Origin of the sequence: Rhodococcus sp. ACPA1 (assembly GCF_002300195.1) — a bacterium.
Lineage (GTDB): Bacteria > Actinomycetota > Actinomycetes > Mycobacteriales > Mycobacteriaceae > Rhodococcus_F > Rhodococcus_F opacus.
This window is the reverse complement of the sequence record NZ_NSDX01000014.1, coordinates 184,365-200,279: the sequence shown is the minus strand read 5'-3', so window position 1 is coordinate 200,279 and position 15,915 is coordinate 184,365. Positions and strand designations below refer to the sequence as shown.

Genomic DNA, 15,915 nt, shown 5'->3' with positions numbered 1-15,915 from the left:
AGCGCAGTGGCAAGCGGGTACCCGCCGAGTACGCTGCCCGCCCCGCAATAGCGGTCCGGGCAGCCAGCCCCGCTCCGGCCGTTGAACCCCTCGGCCCGCGGGGCGCCCCCGCCGCGCGGGGCCGAGGTCACGTGTTCGCCCACCCCGCCTCAGCCCGCGCGCGGCACCCACCTTCGCAACCTCGTGGATCACGCGAATACACACGAGAAATACATGCGCCGATCAATTTCGAATTCACCCTAATTGCCTAACCGATTTCCCAGAACATTATGGGCGGTTGTTAAATTTCATTATTTGAGAAATTCGCTGTTTTGCGAAATACTCCACGAGCCCGAGCGCGATAGGCACCGTAAGCGGTGATCGACGATCCCGTGGATTCATCACCAGGAAAGGCGTGAATTCCGATGGGTTCTGCTTCAACGCCCGTTCGAGGCGTTCCTGAAGTGGCCGAGCGTCACCATCGGCGGCGGCATCGGCCTGAGCTGACCGACGGAGCGAATCCGCACAGCGGTGGCCCGGCTCACCTGGGGGCAGCCGGTCCACCGCCCTGATCAACACGATCACCGGCCAGGTCGCCACCTGCCCTACCGCCGTCCTCGGCCGGGAAGCGAGTTCGGTCTCCGGGGTGCCCGGTCGGCAGGCGACCCGGGCAGTCGAGCGCAGGCACCCGAGGGCTCGGGCCGCGCTGACCGAACGGGGGCGGTGGTGTGGGCCGACGGAGCTGCGGCACGTGCGGACCGGCGCGCCGATCCCGGCGGTCCTGTCGGTCTTCGTCACCGAACGCGACGAGGACGGGCGCCCGCTGCTGATCGGGGTGATCGGCCGGGAGCCGTCCACCGCGGGCGAGCAGGAGCAATCGCTGCTCGCTACTGGCACGAGCCGGTCACGGCGTGAGCAAATCCCGCTGGTCAGGCCCGATGGTGTACCGAGGTGAGCGCTGGCTGGAAACCGCTGGGTGGGACTGCCAACGCACCCCGGAGGTGGGGCACGCCACTCACCTCATGGATGGATCCCGCCCCCGCGACCGCGGGGCACGAGTTCAAACCATGCGCTCGTTCCGCCGCGCAGGTGCGGATCCGGGTAGCACAGGGCGAGGCCTTGCGCATCGAACGCGGTGAACCATTCCTGCCAGGAGATGTGCTCGAGCTCGCCAGGGCGGACCGCGGCAAAGTCGATATGCAGGGTGCCTGCGATGTCGGTTTTCGCCGCCGTTCGTGCCGGTACGCCGTGATGCGCCTGAATCCAAGCGCGGATTTCGTCGTGATCGGTGGTGATATCCAAGTACTTGAACAACCGGGCCGAGAATTCCCATCAGCCGACCCGACAGCGGGAGCGGGCGATGAAACGCTTCAAATCGGTCGCGCACGCGCAACGATTCCTGTCCGCGTTCAGCTCGATCTCACCGCATTTCCGGCCCCGCCGGCACCGACTGACCGCGCCCGAGCCGCGCACCGAGATGGCCGACCGATTCGCGGTCTGGCGGGAAGTCACCGCGAGCGGTGTTGCTGCCTGAAACGTGAACAACCCGAACGGGGGTACACTGCCGTGCGCTCCAAACCAACGGCGCCGCTGATTCTTTCAATCAACGTGACAGCGCCCTTTCGCCAGTTCCAGCACGCTGGAAGGGGGTTCGGCAGACCGGGCCGCTGACGATCGGTACCGGTCACGCCGTGATCAACGTAGATCCGTTCCGGTGACACCCCGAGCCCGAGCAGAGCGCGCTGTGCGGTCAGGTCTTGCTGATCGGTGGACACTCGTGCATACCCGATGTACATCGCTGATTACCGGTCGCGCAGCGGCTCGGCCGGTCCGGAGCGCGGGCCCATCGCAGTCGGCATCGAGGGTGCGGACGTGTTGCCGCCCGTCCTGGCCGGTTCTCAGCCCTACCCGGAGACCGATGCGTATCTGAGCCGTACCTGGTACGGCTTTCGAGGTAGACTGAGCGGGCCGGGATCACCCTCAGGAGGACATCATGAGTAAGGACGACGTTTCCAAGGTCACCGCGAATCTGCCCAACGACGACATCAAGACGCTCGACGAGATCGCCAAGCGGCACGCCTCGACCAAGACCAGCGCCCTGGTCCGGGCCATCCGCACCACCGCCTACATCGACGAGGCCGCCGCCAACGGTGCCAAGGTCTTCATCGAAGAGCCCGACGGCACCAAACGGGAGGTCGTCTTCAAGTGACCGAACCCGACGGGCCCACCGTGCCCGCTGAGGACGGTGTCACCGCCCGGGACGACACGACCGTCGACGAGGTCAACGTCGGCAGCACCGACCCCCAGGTGACCGAACAGCCCGAGGTCACCATCCGGCGCCTCGACGAACGCCAGGAGGACACCCGTAAGGCCCTGGCGATCGGCCTGTCCATTGCCACCTTCCTGGTCGGCCTGATCTACCTGCTGGTGCCGCTGTGGGCCGGCGCCGACAAGTGGGATCGCGCCAGCAGCCCGTTCCAGGTGGTCTTCACCGCGATGGTGGGCCTGACCGGCAGCGCGATCGGCTACTACTTCTCCTCGCGCAATCCCCCGTCGTAACCGATTGGGGAACACGGAGCAGCCCCGCGCCGGGGTCCCGTCCCCATCGATCTCGATCCCCCTGCTCACTGCTACGCCGACCCTCAGAGGCGTTCCACAGCACCGCGGTCATCCGGCTCGGTCCGCCGGGGCAACGCGCCGGCTGACCTGGCACCGGGGAATGAGTACGGCACGCCTCGCGAAATTTTCCCGGCTCGGGCGTCACACTGAAGCTCGGGAGAACCGGGCGGGGCGTTGGTGTCGGTATGTGGTCCTATCGTCCGGGATGCACGGAGCGACACACAGCCGCGGCGGAAGGAAGCAGTGCAGCCAGGACCGTGGTGACGACGGAGGGTGAGCGCGATGGGATTTCGCAGCTACAAGGGGAACACAGTCTCCGAGAACGGCTGGCGCATTTGCGATACCGGCGAGATCGTCAAGCCGCTCGTGCCGGGCACGGACAACGTGCGGCCGGAGGTGCGCCGGGGCGCGGCGGCGACGATCCTGATTGCCTGGGCCGCGGTGTGGCATCGGCGGATCTGGCGGATCGACAGCTACCGGCCCCGTGACTACTGGGGATTCAGCTGGGACAATGATATTGCCAACAGCAATCATCTCAGCGGGACGGCCGTGGATCTCAATGCCACCCGGTTGCCCTGGAAGGTGCGGGCGTCGGTGAACATGCCGGCCGACAAGATCGCGGCGGTCCGCCAGATGCTCACCGAGTTCGAGGGCACGGTGTTTTGGGGTGAGGACTGGGCCACCAAGGACCCGATGCACACCCAGATCAACCTCCCTGAGGGTGACACCCGCCTGGACGCCTTCGCCACCCGGCTCGAAAACGGCTACCTCTGGGTGTACGGGCCGCCCGATCCTGACGCGTTCCCCCTCCCGGCGGGGTATTACTACGGTCCGCTCGACGGACCCGCCGAGTCGATCAGCGGCCTGTTCCCCACCGACCCGCAATCCTGGAAGGACGGCCTGAGGCGCTGGCAGAAGACCTGCGGGATACCGGAAACCGGAATCTGGGACACGGACACCGCCCGCGCAGCGACCGCGCTGCAGATCTCGAACGGATGGCCGGTGACCGGCTATGTGTTCGAGGGCGAATGGAATGTCGTGATCCGCCACGGGCAACGCCCCGATCTCGGCGGACCGGTCACCCCGCCGCCGGTGGTGCGCGGCAAGACCTGGGCGGATGTGTCGCAGTACCAGATCACCCCGGTCACCGACGCATACCCGTACGACATCTTCTGTTTCCGGTCCAACAGCGGGAACCTGCGGGATACGAAGTTCGCGGCGAACCACGACTGGGCGGTGCGTGCCTGTGACGACGGCAGGCTGCGGTTCTTCATCGTGTACTGGTTCTTCCGGCCCGGTCAGGCGAACATCGACTTACTGATGCAGATGGTCACCGAGCAGGGCGGGCCGCATCCGCGGATGGTCGTCATGGCCGACGTCGAGGACGCGGCCGGGGCGATCACCGGGGACCAGTCGGCGGAGGTCAACGACGAGATCCGGCGGGCCCGTGAATGGCTCGGCGAGCGGCGGGTGATCGGCTACTGGAACCCGGTCTCGAACGCGGACCTGTGGCGCACCCGCCCACCAGGTCTGCGATTGGTGACTCCCAGCTACGGCCGGGAGCCCGGCTCGCCGAAGATCAAGCCGGACGGCTATTTCGCGCACCAATACACCGACAACGGCCCGTGCCCACCGTTCGGACGCTGCGACCTCAACTACACCCACCTGAGTACCGACGAACTCGAAGCGATGCTCGGGCTGGGGCACAGCCCCCCGCCCCCGGGTCCGGAACCGTTCCCGGTCGACGACGCGGCGCTGTGGGACTACATCGCCGGGGAGGTTCTCGGCCGATGACACTGGTGCGGTCATGAAGATCAGGGATCTCACTCCGGTGCCGCAGTTCGGTGTGGGCGGCACCGACCTGGGCATCCCGGTCCGGGTGCCCACGGGCGAGATCGGCTTCTTCTTCGGTGACACCTTCGCCGAGAACCGGGTCGGCGGCCCCGGCTGGCGCAGCCCCATACTGCTCTACAGCCACACCCATGACCTCGATGACGGGGTGCGGTTTCACCGCGCCGCCGGGGGCAACCCCGCGAAACAGCTCTGGGACTACCCGCACAACAACCCGGAGTTCAGCACCGTACTCCCGACCGACGCGATCGTGATCGGCACCCGAATCTACCTGCACGTCCTCGTGGTCCGGGGCCTGCCCGACACGCGGTGGACCGAGATCCAATACTCCGACGACAACGGCGAGACCTGGACCCACGGCGGACCCAAGGCCCGGTGGGAAGGATGGGAATTCGGCGGTCACCGCCGGATGCTGACCTGGGAACGAGGCGGGGACGGCTTCGTCTACGTGATGACCACCGGCGGCCTCGAACGGGACAAGAACGTGCTGCTATTCCGCTGCCCCGAGGACCAGCTGCTGAACCGGGACTTCTACGAGCCCTGGGGATTCAGCAACGGCGCCTGGGCATGGGGTAATCCGCCCACCCCGATCCTGCCGGTCGGCTCCAAGGTCGGGGAAATGTGCCTGCGCCGAATGCAGAACAACTGGGTACTCAGCTACTTCAACGAAGCCGAATACAACATCACCATCCGCGTCGTCGGACAGATCACCGACAACTGGCACACCGCCCCAACATTCCGGCCGGTACGGGGACCGTCGGGAAACGGTGGCCCCGACGTCGTAACCCGCCTGTACGGCGGATACGTGCACCCGGACAGCACATTCGACAACTTTCACATCATCGTGTCCGAATGGGCCGAATCCGGATGGCCCTACCGGGCCATGCAATTTCGGGTACAGGTTCAACCCGCAGTACCGATCGAGGAGGACGAACACATGAGTGCACGCGAAGTCGCCGCCGCGTTCCGGGACGACCACCCAGTCGCCCTCTACGACGGATCCGGCCGCAAGCTCGATCTACGAGAAGCCATCGCCGAAATCTTATGGAAGGAGGTCACCAACCTCGGTCTCGAAGGCCGCCCGGTGCCCGTCGACCGCAAGGACGATCAGTTCGGCCACATCCTGTCCACTCACGCGCTGGCCGAGCAGAACAACAAACTGCTCCGGGCACTGTGTGAGAAGGCGGGCATCGACGTCGACGAGGTCCTCACCTGAACGGACCCAACCCCCGTGGCCTACGCGGTCAACGGGTACAAGTTCACTACGTCAGCGACAACCAGGCCGCGGCGGCGTGGTACGCCCCCTCGAGACGGTGATGGTCCGTCACGACGTTCTGTTCGATGCAGCGAAACAGCTATCAGGACTTGATGTTCGGATGTACGCACGCTACCGCGGGACGGACGCGGAGGCGATCATGAATCCGCTCGACAGAGCGGTAGCCGCGGCGGCGGCTCAGCGACCCGAATACAGCTCCTCGATGGTGGCCGCGTACTTGGCATCGATCGGCCGGTGCTTGAGTTTCATAGCGGGGGGTCAGTTCGTCGCCGGACGGCTCCCAGATGTTCGGCAGCACCGAGTGCCGCTTGATCTGCTCGACCCGGGACACCTTCGCGTTCGCGGCCTGCACCGCCTCCTCGACGGCGGCGAGCACGACCGGATCCCGTGCGAGTTCCTCGTGCGTCTGCGCGGTCAGCCCGTGGCGCTCGGCGAACGCGGCGAGACCGTCGGGGTCGAGCGCGAACAGCGCCGCGTTGTACGGCCGGTCGTTGCCGATCACCGCAGCGCCGCCGAGCAACGGGCAGGCCGCCCGCAGCGCGCCCTCGACGTTCGCCGGCGACATGTTCTTGCCCGCCGCGTTGACGATGAGCTCCTTCTTACGGTCGACGATGCGGACATATCCGTCGGCATCGATCTCGGCGAAGTCGCCGGTGTGCAGCCACCCGTCCTCGTCGATCGCCTCGGCGGTCCGCCCGGGATCGTTGCGGTAACCACGCATCACCAGCGGACCGGAGCCGCGACTCGACGGTGAGCACCCGTGACTCCGGGTCGGATGCAACCTGATCGGCCCGTTCCGGCCCCTGCCTGCGAGACGCCGCGTCAGCGGTCACCATGAGGCATCAGCGGAGTCACCTCTGGCACAAGGGTTTGACCTGCACTTTTTAGGGGAGTTCTGAGGTGTTCACAGAACGGGTTCCTGAACTTCGACGGTGGTCCCGGACGACGTGACGCGCCGCATGTTCACCCACCCGTTCGCTACAGGAGTCGGGGACTCTCAGGATGAGGTGAGCAAGGTGAAGAAGAAGAGCGCGGTGCGCATGGCCATCGCATCGGCCGTCATCGCTCCCGCGATCGCGCTCGGGACGGGTACCGCAACGGCAGTGCCGGCACTGAGCGTCGCGGCAACAAGTTCGGGGGAAGTAACTGTGTCACCGTGCCGGACAGGGAAAACTGGACCTGCTTCGGCTTCGACTCGGGGTTCAGTTTCAAGACCGGGGCCTTCGCCCCAGGTGTCGGCAGGCTGGGCGGCTTCGCGAAGGGATCCAACGTGACCGTCTTCTGCTTCGGCAACCAGGCCCCGTTCTTCTTCACCGGGAGCGTGACCGTGAAGTGACCAGCTCGGCGCAGCCGGACCTGTCACCGTAGGCATCTGGAAGCTCACTCGGCCGCATGCGGCCGCTCAGCCAGTTGTCCTGGCCCCCGGACCGGATCCCCGGGTTCCGGGCTCGATGGTGAGATCAGCGGTATCGGCGAAGACCAGACGCCCGTTCTCTAGGGCAACCGCCCACCGACGCACGGGTGCCCAGTCGTGCCCGCGTTCGGCGGTGTTCGCCGAGCAAAAGCACGACCCCTAAGTGTCCGTCGAGCGATGGATGGCGGACAGACCCGAACCCCGCCACGGGGACGGGCAGCGTCCTTCCTCCCAGAAGGCCGCGGTTGAGCGAAGTGACAGCTTTCGCCCGCGAACCACGTGCGGTTCAGTCGTGGAGGCTAGATAGACCCGATGTTCGGCGATACCGGCTGGTGTCACGGATGCGGAGTTCCTCGACCCGAGCAGAGAGGTTCTCTTCACGTTCAAGGCTCGAGGTTCGCAGCCGGAGTGGGCTCGGTGCCGAACCGGCTCTCATGCCAACGGGGGCGGGCGGGAGCAGTTGGGTGCGGAGCGTGCGCGCCAGCCAGGCTTCGTACTCGTCCTCGCTCCATCCCCTTTCAACGGTGAGGATGCGGAAGACCTCGGGGGACATCACTGTGTAGACGATGTCGGTGGCCTTGGGTTGGGTGAGCCCGGTTCGGAGCATCTTTCGCCGGGCCAGGGCGCGCACAATGCGGCTCTGTCGAGTATGGCGCTGGCGGCGGGTGACCTCCAGCATCTGGGCGGCATCGTCGTCGACGAACGCCGAGGTGGCGAGTACGTGCTGCAGCGCGCCTGCCCGGTGCATCACGCCGCGCAGGAGGTGGGCGAAGGCGTCGAGCACGGATCCGGGGTCCTCCATCACAAGGGCGGTGTATCGGCGGCCCGTACTCTTGCCCCATGTCCGCTGACCCAGGCAGCATCCGCGCCGACGGCCACCAGGCGCTGCCGAACCTGGCTCGGCAGGAGGCTTCGACGGATCCCCACATCATCACAGCCGGGGCCCGTACCGGAACGGACATCGAGCTGCGGATTCACACATCCGTCGCACCGTTCGACGTCGCGGCCGAGGAGTGGTTCCCCGCGGCGGCCGGCTTCGTGGTCACGGTCATCGTGCACACCCTCGACGCGGCGACCGGCGAGCCACGGTATCTGCCGCCCGCCGAACCTGCCGAGTGGGCGCGGGCGATCTTCTCCACCGCCGGCGCCGCGCACGGCTACTTCCTCGACGCCGTCGACCCGAACACCGGCACCCACCGGCGCGGGCAGCTCCCCTACCGCCTCTACCTCGACACCGACCGGCAGCCGATACCCGTGCCGCATCAGCTGGTCACCTGCCCGCACTACCTCCTACCCGGCCTCGACGGCAGAGCCGAGATCACCATTCCCACCAAGGCCTGACCCCCACGGCAGAAACCAGACACCGCGGCGCCGACCCACCTCGGCCGTACAAGGTCGGCCAGGGACCATCGGGAAAGCCTGCGAACGAAGACCTTTCGGATCGCCGACTGCAATCACCGTGATCATGCGGCCACCCCTTCACCCCGACGACGACTTCCGTAGCCGCATACCACTCCTCATGCCCGCCGGCCCCGCATCGTTGCCGCCGGCCACACCTCGGGTCAGGTCAAATCCTCGGTGGGAGCGGAGGCCGCATTGTCCTTGATCGACGCAATCCCGTTCTGGGCCGCCGCCTTCGAGGTGTACCCCTGGCTGGCCGCGATGATCTCCCCGTTGGCTGCCTTCAGGTGAAACCGGAACTTGCCGCCGGTGTCCTTGAAAAGCTCGAACTTCGCAGTCATCGCCCCTCCTCCGCGTGAGCCCACGCCGGTCGCAGACCCCGTCCCCTCACGGTAGGCCCGACAAACCCTCATCGGTGGCGGAACCACCATTACGGCGGCGCACTTGACCCCCAGCCGGGGACATGTCATCTTCGCAGGTCAGTCGATGTGTTCGGCCTCGGTCTCCCACCGCACCGGGGCGGAAAGCACCGCAGTGGGAGATTGGGCCAACGCATCCCACCGAGCCGCCGAGTTCGAAAATAGTGTGATGGTGTGGATCACAATCCCTGGACTTCCCCACCACAGCTCACGAAGATCACTCATGCGCCGCTCGTCACTACGTGCAGGTTGACCGTGTAGCGCCCCTGCCAGCTGATATTCATCGTTGGCGGGGGCTGCGCTTGGCTGTCCCCCAACACAACCCACACCGCCACTGGCTGCCACAGATGTCCCCGGGCCCGCGACTTCCGGCCGACGGTGTCACTCACGAGACAGTCGCCGCCGTCGCGACCGTGGCCCGCCCATTCGGCGCTCGACCGACAAGCCGGCCCCCATCCCCAGGCGGTGTCAGGGTGCACGCCGGCGCCCGATACGCCCGGGACCAGCGACGAACTCCTCCGTCGCCCTCCTCGGCTAAGTACCGTCAGGAGGCGGATCAGTTCAACACCTGGTCCGTCCTGCCACCCTGGGTGAACCCTGCAGCCCGCTCGCCCCTCGGGGGTGCGGTCCCTGACTGGTTCTTCCACCGCCCAGGATCGGTCTACCCGGCGGATCCTGACGTGCTCGGGTCGGCAGTGAGGTCGTCGCTGTCGGCGAAAACCAGGCGACCGTCGTCGAGGGCGACAGCCCACCGATGCACCGGAGCCCAAGCATGCCCACGCTCCTCGGTGTCGGTCAGCTCGGCGCAATCCTCGACGATCCGACCGGGCTGCGCCGATTCGGACCGCCGGCGCACCAGCACCCGCGCGCCCGCGCCGAGCGGACCGGGTTCGGGTCTCGGACTGTGATCCTTCTTCTCGGACATCGGTCTGCGCCTTCCGGTCGGGCTACACGCCCGGATCATAAGCACCTTCCCGACGAAACCTCATACTCGACGCCGCCAGGCCGCGCTGAAATGAACGTGGTGAACGCTCAGCGCCAACGCATTTCAGAGAGAGCGAGGGGGCCGTGTTCGCGAGCGCTCACAGGCACCCCCGTCAACGGTCATAGTCAGGCGAAGCGCATCCCAGGCCGATAAGGGTACGTTCGCTGGGTCTATCTCGCACCAACTGCCTCGACGGGCATGGGCGCGAGCTTGGCGGCCTCGGCGACGGCGGAGCTCCAACTGAACTCGTTGTTGTCGCTGAAGTAGTAGTAGGTGGCGCCGTTCGGCATCATCGCGACCGTGATGCCGCCGTACCCCGACATGAACGGTACGTAGAAGGGGCTGGTGTAGGCGGGGTTGTCGGCGGAGGTGAACTCCTGGCCCCAGAAGCCGTTCTGGTATTTCATGGGCTTGGCGCCGGTGGTGGTCATGCCCCGGTCCTCCGGGTCGCGTTGCATGGTGGCCGTGAGCAGTGCCGGGTCGAGTATCTGCGTGCCGTTGACGGCGCCGTGGTCGTTGTTGAGGAACTTGGCGAACCGGGCGACGGAGTCCTGCGTCCAGAACATGCCGTACCCGCCGAAGGGTGCTCCGCCGGGGTTGTTGTCGGTGCGGGAGGAGACGAGCGAGTCGGGCCCGACGCCGACGGGTTCGAGCACGTCGTCACGGAGCATGTCGAAGATGTCGGCGTCCGAACCGGTCTTGTCCTGCAGGTAGTTGTTCATCGCGCGGGTGGCGAGGTAGGTGTCCGAGGTGTGGTAGGCCCACTGGCTGCCGGGGCTGGCCTTACGCGGGAAGGACAGGGCGAGTCGCATCTTGTCGGCGTAGGGCTCGGCTGCGAAGAAGTCCGCCATGGTGGGGCCCGCTTCGTCGGTCTCGTAGCCGTGCGAGATGTAGTTCCCGGTGGCCATGTCGAGAGTCTGGTCGAGGGTGACGCCGCTCCAGGCGGTGTTGCCGGCGGTCTCGGGGATTCGGTCGGAGAGCATCTCCTGGGCCACGGCGGGGCCGTAGCGCTTCGCCAGCCGCAGCATGGCTGTTCCCGCGAACGCCGACTTCGCGGTCGAGTACGAAGGCAACAGCATCTGGCCGCAGAATGGGTACTCCCCTTGCCGGGTCCGACAGTTGCCCACATAGTGCACTCCGCCGAAGTAGAAGCCGAAGGTGCTCAGTGCGGACGGCGTGATGCCGGCGCTGAACTTCGCTACGTCTACCCCACTGTCCGGGTAGTCGGTGGCCAGCGCCGAGATGGGCTTGGTCGGGAGCCGGTCCCCGACCTCGGAGGCGTACGCGTCGCGCAGGTTCTCGGCGCCGTCGACGGGGCCTGGCCGGTAGTCGGCCGGTACCTGGCCCCACATGTCGAGCTGGAAGTATTCGCAGGTCTCCGTGGTGATCTGGTAGCGGATTTCGGAGACCGATGTGGCGTCGAAGAGGAACATCAGGGCGCCGTTGTGCACGCAGTTCGCGTTGCGCTCGACGAGCGCGAAAGGCAGTGAGGCGCGGGTGCGTTCGCCGTCGCCGTCCTCGTTCCACGCACGGCCGGGGCCCACCGCCAGGTTCCACGCCTGGTTCCCCGTGTACTGCAACCCGCGCTTGGCCGGGACGAGGTGGCTGCCGTTCTGCACGAGGGCGATGTCGACCGGTGGCAGGTGCCGGGTGGCCGCCGTATCTCCGTATCCGTACGGGTCTTTCAGTACGCGGAAGCCGCCGGTGGCGGAGAGACCATTGAGGGTGAGGGTGCCTTCGAAGCTGTGGGTGGGTGGTGCTGCCTGGGCGGGCAGCGCGAAGGCGCTGTCGGGGACCGTGTCCGTGGCGGCGCCCTCGGTGAGTTGGCCGGCGGTGAGTTCGGTCCGGTTCACCGCACCGCTTCCGGTGAGCGGATCGCCCGGTACGGGCACGGCTTCGGCGGGCGCCGCGATCGTCGGTGGCGAGACGGTGCACGCCGCCGCGAGTGCGACGGTAACGACGATGGCACGGCTCAGCCGTCGGGCATAGAACGGTCTTGGCATGGTGGGTGTCCTCTGGGGCCGGCAGCAGATACGGATATCGCTGTATCCTTGCGGCCCGCCGGGGCCGCCGTACAATGCCTGTCCGGTCTGATCAGGCTGCCCGCCAGGTATACGTCCAGCTCATCTGCGGGCGGTGACCTGAGGCCCGTACTGCTCGACGCAGAAGCGCGATAACCCCGTGGCGAAGATCTCGATGCTGCGCAGCGCATAGTGGCTGGGGTCCCATGCGGCGTGCAGATGAATCTGCAGCGGCTCGCCCGCGCCGTCGAGGATGAGCAGCGGGTGCAGGTCGAAGCGGGGATCGTCGGAGACCACCGCAATTCCGTGGCCCGACGCCGCCATGGCCTGGGCGACGTGCGGAGTGTCGCATTCGAGCACGATGTCGTACGAGGCGTCTGCGTCCTGCACGGCATGGTCCAGGACGCGTCGGGTGCCGTGCGCCGGGGTGAGGACGATGAGGGGCGCCGCGGCGAGTTCCCCGATCGTGACGCCGTCCCGGTTCGCCCAGGCGTGGTCGGCCCGCACATAGGCCCACAGCGGTAGCCGCGCCACGGGCAGCCCGGCGAAACGGCGCCTCGGAGGCGCCGTGGAAATGGCTACGTCGGCGCCCCTCCCCAGGGCCTGGTACGCACGAGCCGGGCTCTCCGCCTGCACCGTCACGAGCGGATCCTCCGGTCCCCAGGTGGACAGGAACGGTGCGATCACGTCCGTGATGGTGGTGGGCGGCGCCGCCACGGTGATCCGCATGGCGCGACCGGAAGCAAGCGCTCCGACTGCGGCCTCGGCGGCGTCCGCTCGGGCGACCAGATCTCGGGCCAACGGAAGGAAGCGCCGGCCGGCGGCGGTCAGGATCAGCTGTCTGCCGCCGCGGTCGAAGAGCGTCATGCCCAACGACGCCTCCAGGCCGCGCAGTTGGCGCGACAGCGAGGGCTGAGCGACGCGGACCTCCTCGGCGGCCTTGGTGACGGAACCGGTCTCCACGATGGTCAGGAAGTAGCGCAGCACCCGTAGTTCCATTGGTAGTGGCCTCTCGGAAGACGGAGGAGACATGACCCTTACATGCCTCAAAGGCATGCAAGTCAGCCCTAGAAAGTATTTGAAATTATATGTGACGAGGCCCACGCTTGTCTCACCCCGGCCGCCTGGCCCACGCCCCCGGCGCCTGAACCACCATCAACTGCTCCCTCCAGAGCCCTACCTTCGATTGGCTGGTGTTCCCCACATGACCCGCCCCCTGCCCCTGATCCTCGCCCAGGCGCCCGGCCGCCCGGCCGACGACCTCGCAGGCTTCACCTCCGACGTCGAGCGGCGCGTGAAGCTGCGCGCACCAGGCGCCCTCGTCGTCTACCCCGAGCTACACCTCGGCGAGAGCGCCCCAGGCGTTCCGGCCGCGCCGGAGAAGGCCGCCGAGCCGCTCGACGGCAAACGGGACGCTGCCCTCGCCGAACTCGCGGGCGACCTGGGCATCTGGCTGGTACCCGGCAGCGTCTACGAACGCGGCGCCGACGGTCGCGTCCACAACACGGCACCCGTCTACTCGCCGCAGGGCGAGCGCCTCGCCGCGTACCGCAAGATCTGCCCGTGGCGCCCCTACGAGACGACCGCACCCGGCAACCGGTTCGAGGTCGTCGACCTCGCCGGGGTCGGCCGTATCGGACTGTCCATCTGCTACGACACCTGGTTCCCGGAGGTCTCCCGCCATCTGGCCTGGATGGGCGCAGAGTTGATCGTCAACGTGGTCCGCACCCCGACGAGCGACCGCGCGCAGGAAGTCGTCCTCAGCCGCGCCAACGCCATCACCAACCAGGTCTTCGTCGCCAGCGTCAACTCCGCCGCCCCGTCCGGGATCGGCCGCAGCCTCGTCGTCGATCCACAGGGCACCGTGCGCGCCGAAACCGTCGATGCCGGCGACTCCACCCTCACCGACGTGATCGACCTCGACGAGGTCAGCAACGTCCGCCGCTACGGCACCGCCGGCCTCAACCGCGTCTGGGACCAGTTCCGCCCCGGTGACGCGCCCCTCGAACTCCCGCTGTACGGGGGCCGTATCGACCCCGCCACCTGGACCGCCGCCCACACCACCGAGGAGCCCCCACGATGAACAGCGAGACAGAGACAACTGGGAACACCATGAGACTGAAAGGCGACCTGAGCCTCTTCTCCGTCATCCTGTTCGGCCTGGCCTACATCTCCCCCGGCATCGTCGTCACGATCTTCGGCGTGGTCGCCGCCACCAGCGGCGGCGTGGCCCCGACAGCGTTCGCCGTCGCCACCCTCGCGATGGTGCTCACCGGGCTGAGTTACGCAAAGATGGCGCGCGCCGTGCCCGGTTCCGGGTCGGTCTACACCTACGCCCGCAAGATGCTCGACAGCCGCATCGGTTTCCTGTCCGGCTGGGCGATGCTGCTCGACTACTTCTTCATCCCGATGGTCGGCTGGCTGATCACGGCGATCTACTTCAACGCCCAGTTCCCTGACATACCCAAATGGGTCTGGCTGATCGTCTCGGTGGGCATCACCACCGCCATCAACGTCTTCGGCATGAAACTCGCGGACCGCGTCAACAAGGTCCTGATGTTCATCGCTCTGGGGTCGCTGGTCCTCTTCGCCACCCTGTGTGTCGTCTTCCTCGGCAAACACGGCTCCTCCGCGCCCGCCACGGACGCCCTATGGAACTCCGGCACTTCGATCGGCGCGGTCACTGCGGCCGCCGCCATCGCCGCGTACTCCTTCCTCGGCTTCGACGCCCTCTCCACGCTGGGCGAGGAGGCCAGGGGCGGGGCGAGGACGATCGGCAGAGGCATCGTCGGGTGCGTCATCGCCGCCGGCGCCATCTTCTTCGTGCTGTCCTTCGTGATGCAACTCGTCCACCCGGGTGCGATTTTCGCCGACGTCGACGCTGCCGCCTACCATCTGAAGGTCCAGGTCGGCGGCGAGACGTACGCCGAGATCATCAACTTCGTCACCATCGCCGGATCCATTGCCTCCTGCATCGCCCTGCAGGCGTCCGCTGCCCGCCTCATGTACGTCATGGGACGCGACGGCGTACTGCCCAAGGCCGTCTTCGGCAAGCTGTCGGCGAAGACCGGCACCCCGGTCAACAACCTGCTGTTGACCGCGGCCGCCGGTGTCATCGCCATGAAACTCGACCTGACCACAGCCACCTCGTTCATCAACTTCGGCGCGTTCCTCGGCTTCGCCGTGGTCAACGTCTGCGTGATCGCCCACCTGATCCGAGAGCACAGACGCGGTCGCACCCCCAACCTCTTCTCGTACCTGGTCATGCCGGTCATCGGCGGCGCCGTCTCCGTCTATCTGCTCACGCGGCTCGGTGACGTCGCTCTCCAAATCGGCGGCGTATGGTTGGCGATCGGCGTTGTCTATCTGGCCGTTCTGACCAAGGGCTTCCGGCGGCCCGCACCGGAAATGACCTTCGACGACGACCCCGTGGCCACCGACAAAGTCACCGCGTAGCTCCCCTCCCCAGCTGCCCTTTGCCCTACGCTAGGGCCCCGCTAGTCTCCTGGCATGAGAAAGGCCCTCACCATCAGAGGCGGATTCCATGGGCCGCTGCGATCGCCTTCGCCGAGAACGGGGCCATTGCAACACGTGGTTTATGCGGCAGCGGCGATGAGTCTAGCGAGGCGCTCGGCTGGGGTATCCCAGTCGAGTGTTTTGCGGGCCGGATGTTGAGTTGCATTCGTGGGCGACTCGTTCGAGGACGCGGGTCAGTGGATCGACAGTTCTGCACTATTCGGAAAGTACTGCCGCAGTACGACATTGGTGTCTTCATTCAATCCTCACTGCCAGTGCGAGGCTGGGTCGCAGAAGTAGACCGGCATGTCGGTCGCCAGCCCCCGCTGCACCTATCGCGACCTGTCGCGTGCGCAAGGGCGGGCGCGAAGATGCTCACGGATCCGAATCGAGGGGAAATGTACTTTCGCAGGATGGAGGACTACAGCGATACC

Annotated in this window: 15 protein-coding genes and 4 pseudogenes; 10 read left to right on the top strand and 9 right to left on the bottom strand. The window is 66.8% G+C overall.

Annotated features, from left to right (window positions below; genetic code table 11):
* The first annotated feature begins 625 nt into the window (after positions 1-625).
* Positions 626-934: a hypothetical protein gene (locus tag CJ177_RS47815; RefSeq protein WP_179443455.1), complete on the top strand. Its 309-nt coding sequence runs from the start codon at positions 626-628 to the stop codon at positions 932-934.
* 65 nt (positions 935-999) lie between these two features.
* Here the strand turns inward: CJ177_RS47815 and CJ177_RS43795 are convergent, their stop codons facing one another.
* Entirely contained in the window at positions 1,000-1,281 is a 282-nt protein-coding gene (locus CJ177_RS43795) for a hypothetical protein (protein ID WP_257015010.1), read from the bottom strand.
* Here CJ177_RS43795 and CJ177_RS43790 point away from each other — a divergent pair.
* A pseudogene (locus CJ177_RS43790) lies at positions 1,280-1,513 on the top strand (DDE-type integrase/transposase/recombinase); the annotation flags it as partial. The gene CJ177_RS43795 and the pseudogene CJ177_RS43790 overlap by 2 nt on opposite strands.
* On the opposite strand, the gene CJ177_RS49660 reads toward CJ177_RS43790, so the two are convergent.
* Positions 1,488-1,775, bottom strand: a complete 288-nt coding sequence (locus CJ177_RS49660) for a recombinase family protein (protein ID WP_095870851.1) — start codon at positions 1,773-1,775, stop codon at positions 1,488-1,490. The pseudogene CJ177_RS43790 and the gene CJ177_RS49660 sit on opposite strands and share 26 nt — an antisense overlap.
* Positions 1,776-1,972: 197 nt before the next feature.
* On the opposite strand from CJ177_RS49660, the gene CJ177_RS43780 reads away from it, so the two are divergent.
* From CJ177_RS43780 to CJ177_RS43765, 4 genes are all read left to right on the top strand, one after another.
* On the top strand, positions 1,973-2,188 hold the full coding sequence (locus CJ177_RS43780) for a hypothetical protein (protein WP_007298551.1): 216 nt from the start codon (positions 1,973-1,975) through the stop codon (positions 2,186-2,188).
* Positions 2,185-2,538, top strand: coding sequence for a hypothetical protein (locus CJ177_RS43775; RefSeq protein ID WP_095870850.1), 354 nt, complete (start codon positions 2,185-2,187; stop codon positions 2,536-2,538). The genes CJ177_RS43780 and CJ177_RS43775 overlap by 4 nt, the downstream gene beginning before the upstream one ends.
* 342 nt (positions 2,539-2,880) lie before the next feature.
* Entirely contained in the window at positions 2,881-4,392 is a 1,512-nt protein-coding gene (locus tag CJ177_RS43770) for a M15 family metallopeptidase (protein ID WP_095870988.1), read from the top strand.
* Positions 4,393-4,405: 13 nt separating this feature from the next.
* Positions 4,406-5,665 carry a DUF4185 domain-containing protein gene (locus CJ177_RS43765; protein WP_095870849.1) on the top strand — a complete coding sequence of 420 codons (1,260 nt, stop codon included), beginning with the start codon at positions 4,406-4,408 and terminating at the stop codon, positions 5,663-5,665.
* Between the two features lie 237 nt (positions 5,666-5,902).
* On the opposite strand, the pseudogene CJ177_RS43760 reads toward CJ177_RS43765, so the two are convergent.
* A pseudogene (locus CJ177_RS43760) lies at positions 5,903-6,458 on the bottom strand (long-chain fatty acid--CoA ligase); the annotation flags it as partial.
* A gap of 283 nt (positions 6,459-6,741) precedes the next feature.
* On the opposite strand from CJ177_RS43760, the pseudogene CJ177_RS43755 reads away from it, so the two are divergent.
* Positions 6,742-7,061, top strand: a pseudogene (locus CJ177_RS43755) (hypothetical protein).
* A 364-nt stretch (positions 7,062-7,425) separates the two neighbouring features.
* On the opposite strand, the gene CJ177_RS43750 reads toward CJ177_RS43755, so the two are convergent.
* A complete protein-coding gene (locus CJ177_RS43750) occupies positions 7,426-7,923 on the bottom strand; it encodes a hypothetical protein (protein ID WP_218835197.1) in 498 nt (165 codons plus the stop codon).
* Positions 7,924-7,979: 56 nt separating this feature from the next.
* On the opposite strand from CJ177_RS43750, the gene CJ177_RS43745 reads away from it, so the two are divergent.
* Positions 7,980-8,480, top strand: a complete 501-nt coding sequence (locus CJ177_RS43745) for an N-formylglutamate amidohydrolase (RefSeq protein WP_095870847.1) — start codon at positions 7,980-7,982, stop codon at positions 8,478-8,480.
* A 221-nt stretch (positions 8,481-8,701) separates the two neighbouring features.
* Here CJ177_RS43745 and CJ177_RS43740 read toward each other — a convergent pair whose 3' ends face one another.
* The 4 genes from CJ177_RS43740 to CJ177_RS43720 all read right to left on the bottom strand — a co-directional run bounded on the left by CJ177_RS43740 (position 8,702) and on the right by CJ177_RS43720 (position 12,964).
* The gene (locus CJ177_RS43740; protein WP_005257571.1) at positions 8,702-8,881 is read right to left on the bottom strand and encodes a YegP family protein; all 180 of its coding nucleotides are present in this window, start codon (positions 8,879-8,881) and stop codon (positions 8,702-8,704) included.
* Between the two features lie 739 nt (positions 8,882-9,620).
* Positions 9,621-9,884, bottom strand: a complete 264-nt coding sequence (locus tag CJ177_RS43730) for a hypothetical protein (protein ID WP_095870845.1) — start codon at positions 9,882-9,884, stop codon at positions 9,621-9,623.
* A gap of 230 nt (positions 9,885-10,114) precedes the next feature.
* On the bottom strand, positions 10,115-11,947 hold the full coding sequence (locus tag CJ177_RS43725) for a hypothetical protein (protein ID WP_095870844.1): 1,833 nt from the start codon (positions 11,945-11,947) through the stop codon (positions 10,115-10,117).
* Positions 11,948-12,067: 120 nt separating this feature from the next.
* Positions 12,068-12,964 (bottom strand): LysR family transcriptional regulator, encoded by an 897-nt coding sequence (locus CJ177_RS43720; protein ID WP_095870843.1) that lies wholly within the window; start codon positions 12,962-12,964, stop codon positions 12,068-12,070.
* A gap of 205 nt (positions 12,965-13,169) precedes the next feature.
* Here CJ177_RS43720 and CJ177_RS43715 point away from each other — a divergent pair, with 205 nt between their 5' ends.
* Together CJ177_RS43715 and CJ177_RS43710 are read left to right on the top strand one after the other, a co-directional pair.
* The gene (locus CJ177_RS43715) at positions 13,170-14,048 is read left to right on the top strand and encodes a carbon-nitrogen hydrolase family protein (protein WP_095870842.1); all 879 of its coding nucleotides are present in this window, start codon (positions 13,170-13,172) and stop codon (positions 14,046-14,048) included.
* A gap of 29 nt (positions 14,049-14,077) precedes the next feature.
* Positions 14,078-15,421: an APC family permease gene (locus CJ177_RS43710; protein WP_095870841.1), complete on the top strand. Its 1,344-nt coding sequence runs from the start codon at positions 14,078-14,080 to the stop codon at positions 15,419-15,421.
* A gap of 140 nt (positions 15,422-15,561) precedes the next feature.
* Here the strand turns inward: CJ177_RS43710 and CJ177_RS49655 are convergent.
* Positions 15,562-15,801, bottom strand: a pseudogene (locus tag CJ177_RS49655) (IS30 family transposase); the annotation flags it as partial.
* Positions 15,802-15,915 lie beyond the last annotated feature (114 nt).

Bases quoted from the DNA above. Each gene is read 5' to 3' on its own strand.
- CJ177_RS49660 (WP_095870851.1), bottom strand. From the start codon at position 1,775: ATGTACATCGGGTATGCACGAGTGTCCACCGATCAGCAAGACCTGACC.
- CJ177_RS43780 (WP_007298551.1), top strand. From the start codon at position 1,973: ATGAGTAAGGACGACGTTTCCAAGGTCACCGCGAATCTGCCCAACGAC.
- CJ177_RS43770 (WP_095870988.1), top strand. From the start codon at position 2,881: ATGGGATTTCGCAGCTACAAGGGGAACACAGTCTCCGAGAACGGCTGG.
- CJ177_RS43765 (WP_095870849.1), top strand. From the start codon at position 4,406: ATGAAGATCAGGGATCTCACTCCGGTGCCGCAGTTCGGTGTGGGCGGC.
- CJ177_RS43745 (WP_095870847.1), top strand. From the start codon at position 7,980: ATGTCCGCTGACCCAGGCAGCATCCGCGCCGACGGCCACCAGGCGCTG.
- CJ177_RS43740 (WP_005257571.1), bottom strand. From the start codon at position 8,881: ATGACTGCGAAGTTCGAGCTTTTCAAGGACACCGGCGGCAAGTTCCGG.
- CJ177_RS43730 (WP_095870845.1), bottom strand. From the start codon at position 9,884: ATGTCCGAGAAGAAGGATCACAGTCCGAGACCCGAACCCGGTCCGCTC.
- CJ177_RS43725 (WP_095870844.1), bottom strand. From the start codon at position 11,947: ATGCCAAGACCGTTCTATGCCCGACGGCTGAGCCGTGCCATCGTCGTT.
- CJ177_RS43720 (WP_095870843.1), bottom strand. From the start codon at position 12,964: ATGGAACTACGGGTGCTGCGCTACTTCCTGACCATCGTGGAGACCGGT.
- CJ177_RS43715 (WP_095870842.1), top strand. From the start codon at position 13,170: ATGACCCGCCCCCTGCCCCTGATCCTCGCCCAGGCGCCCGGCCGCCCG.
- CJ177_RS43710 (WP_095870841.1), top strand. From the start codon at position 14,078: ATGAGACTGAAAGGCGACCTGAGCCTCTTCTCCGTCATCCTGTTCGGC.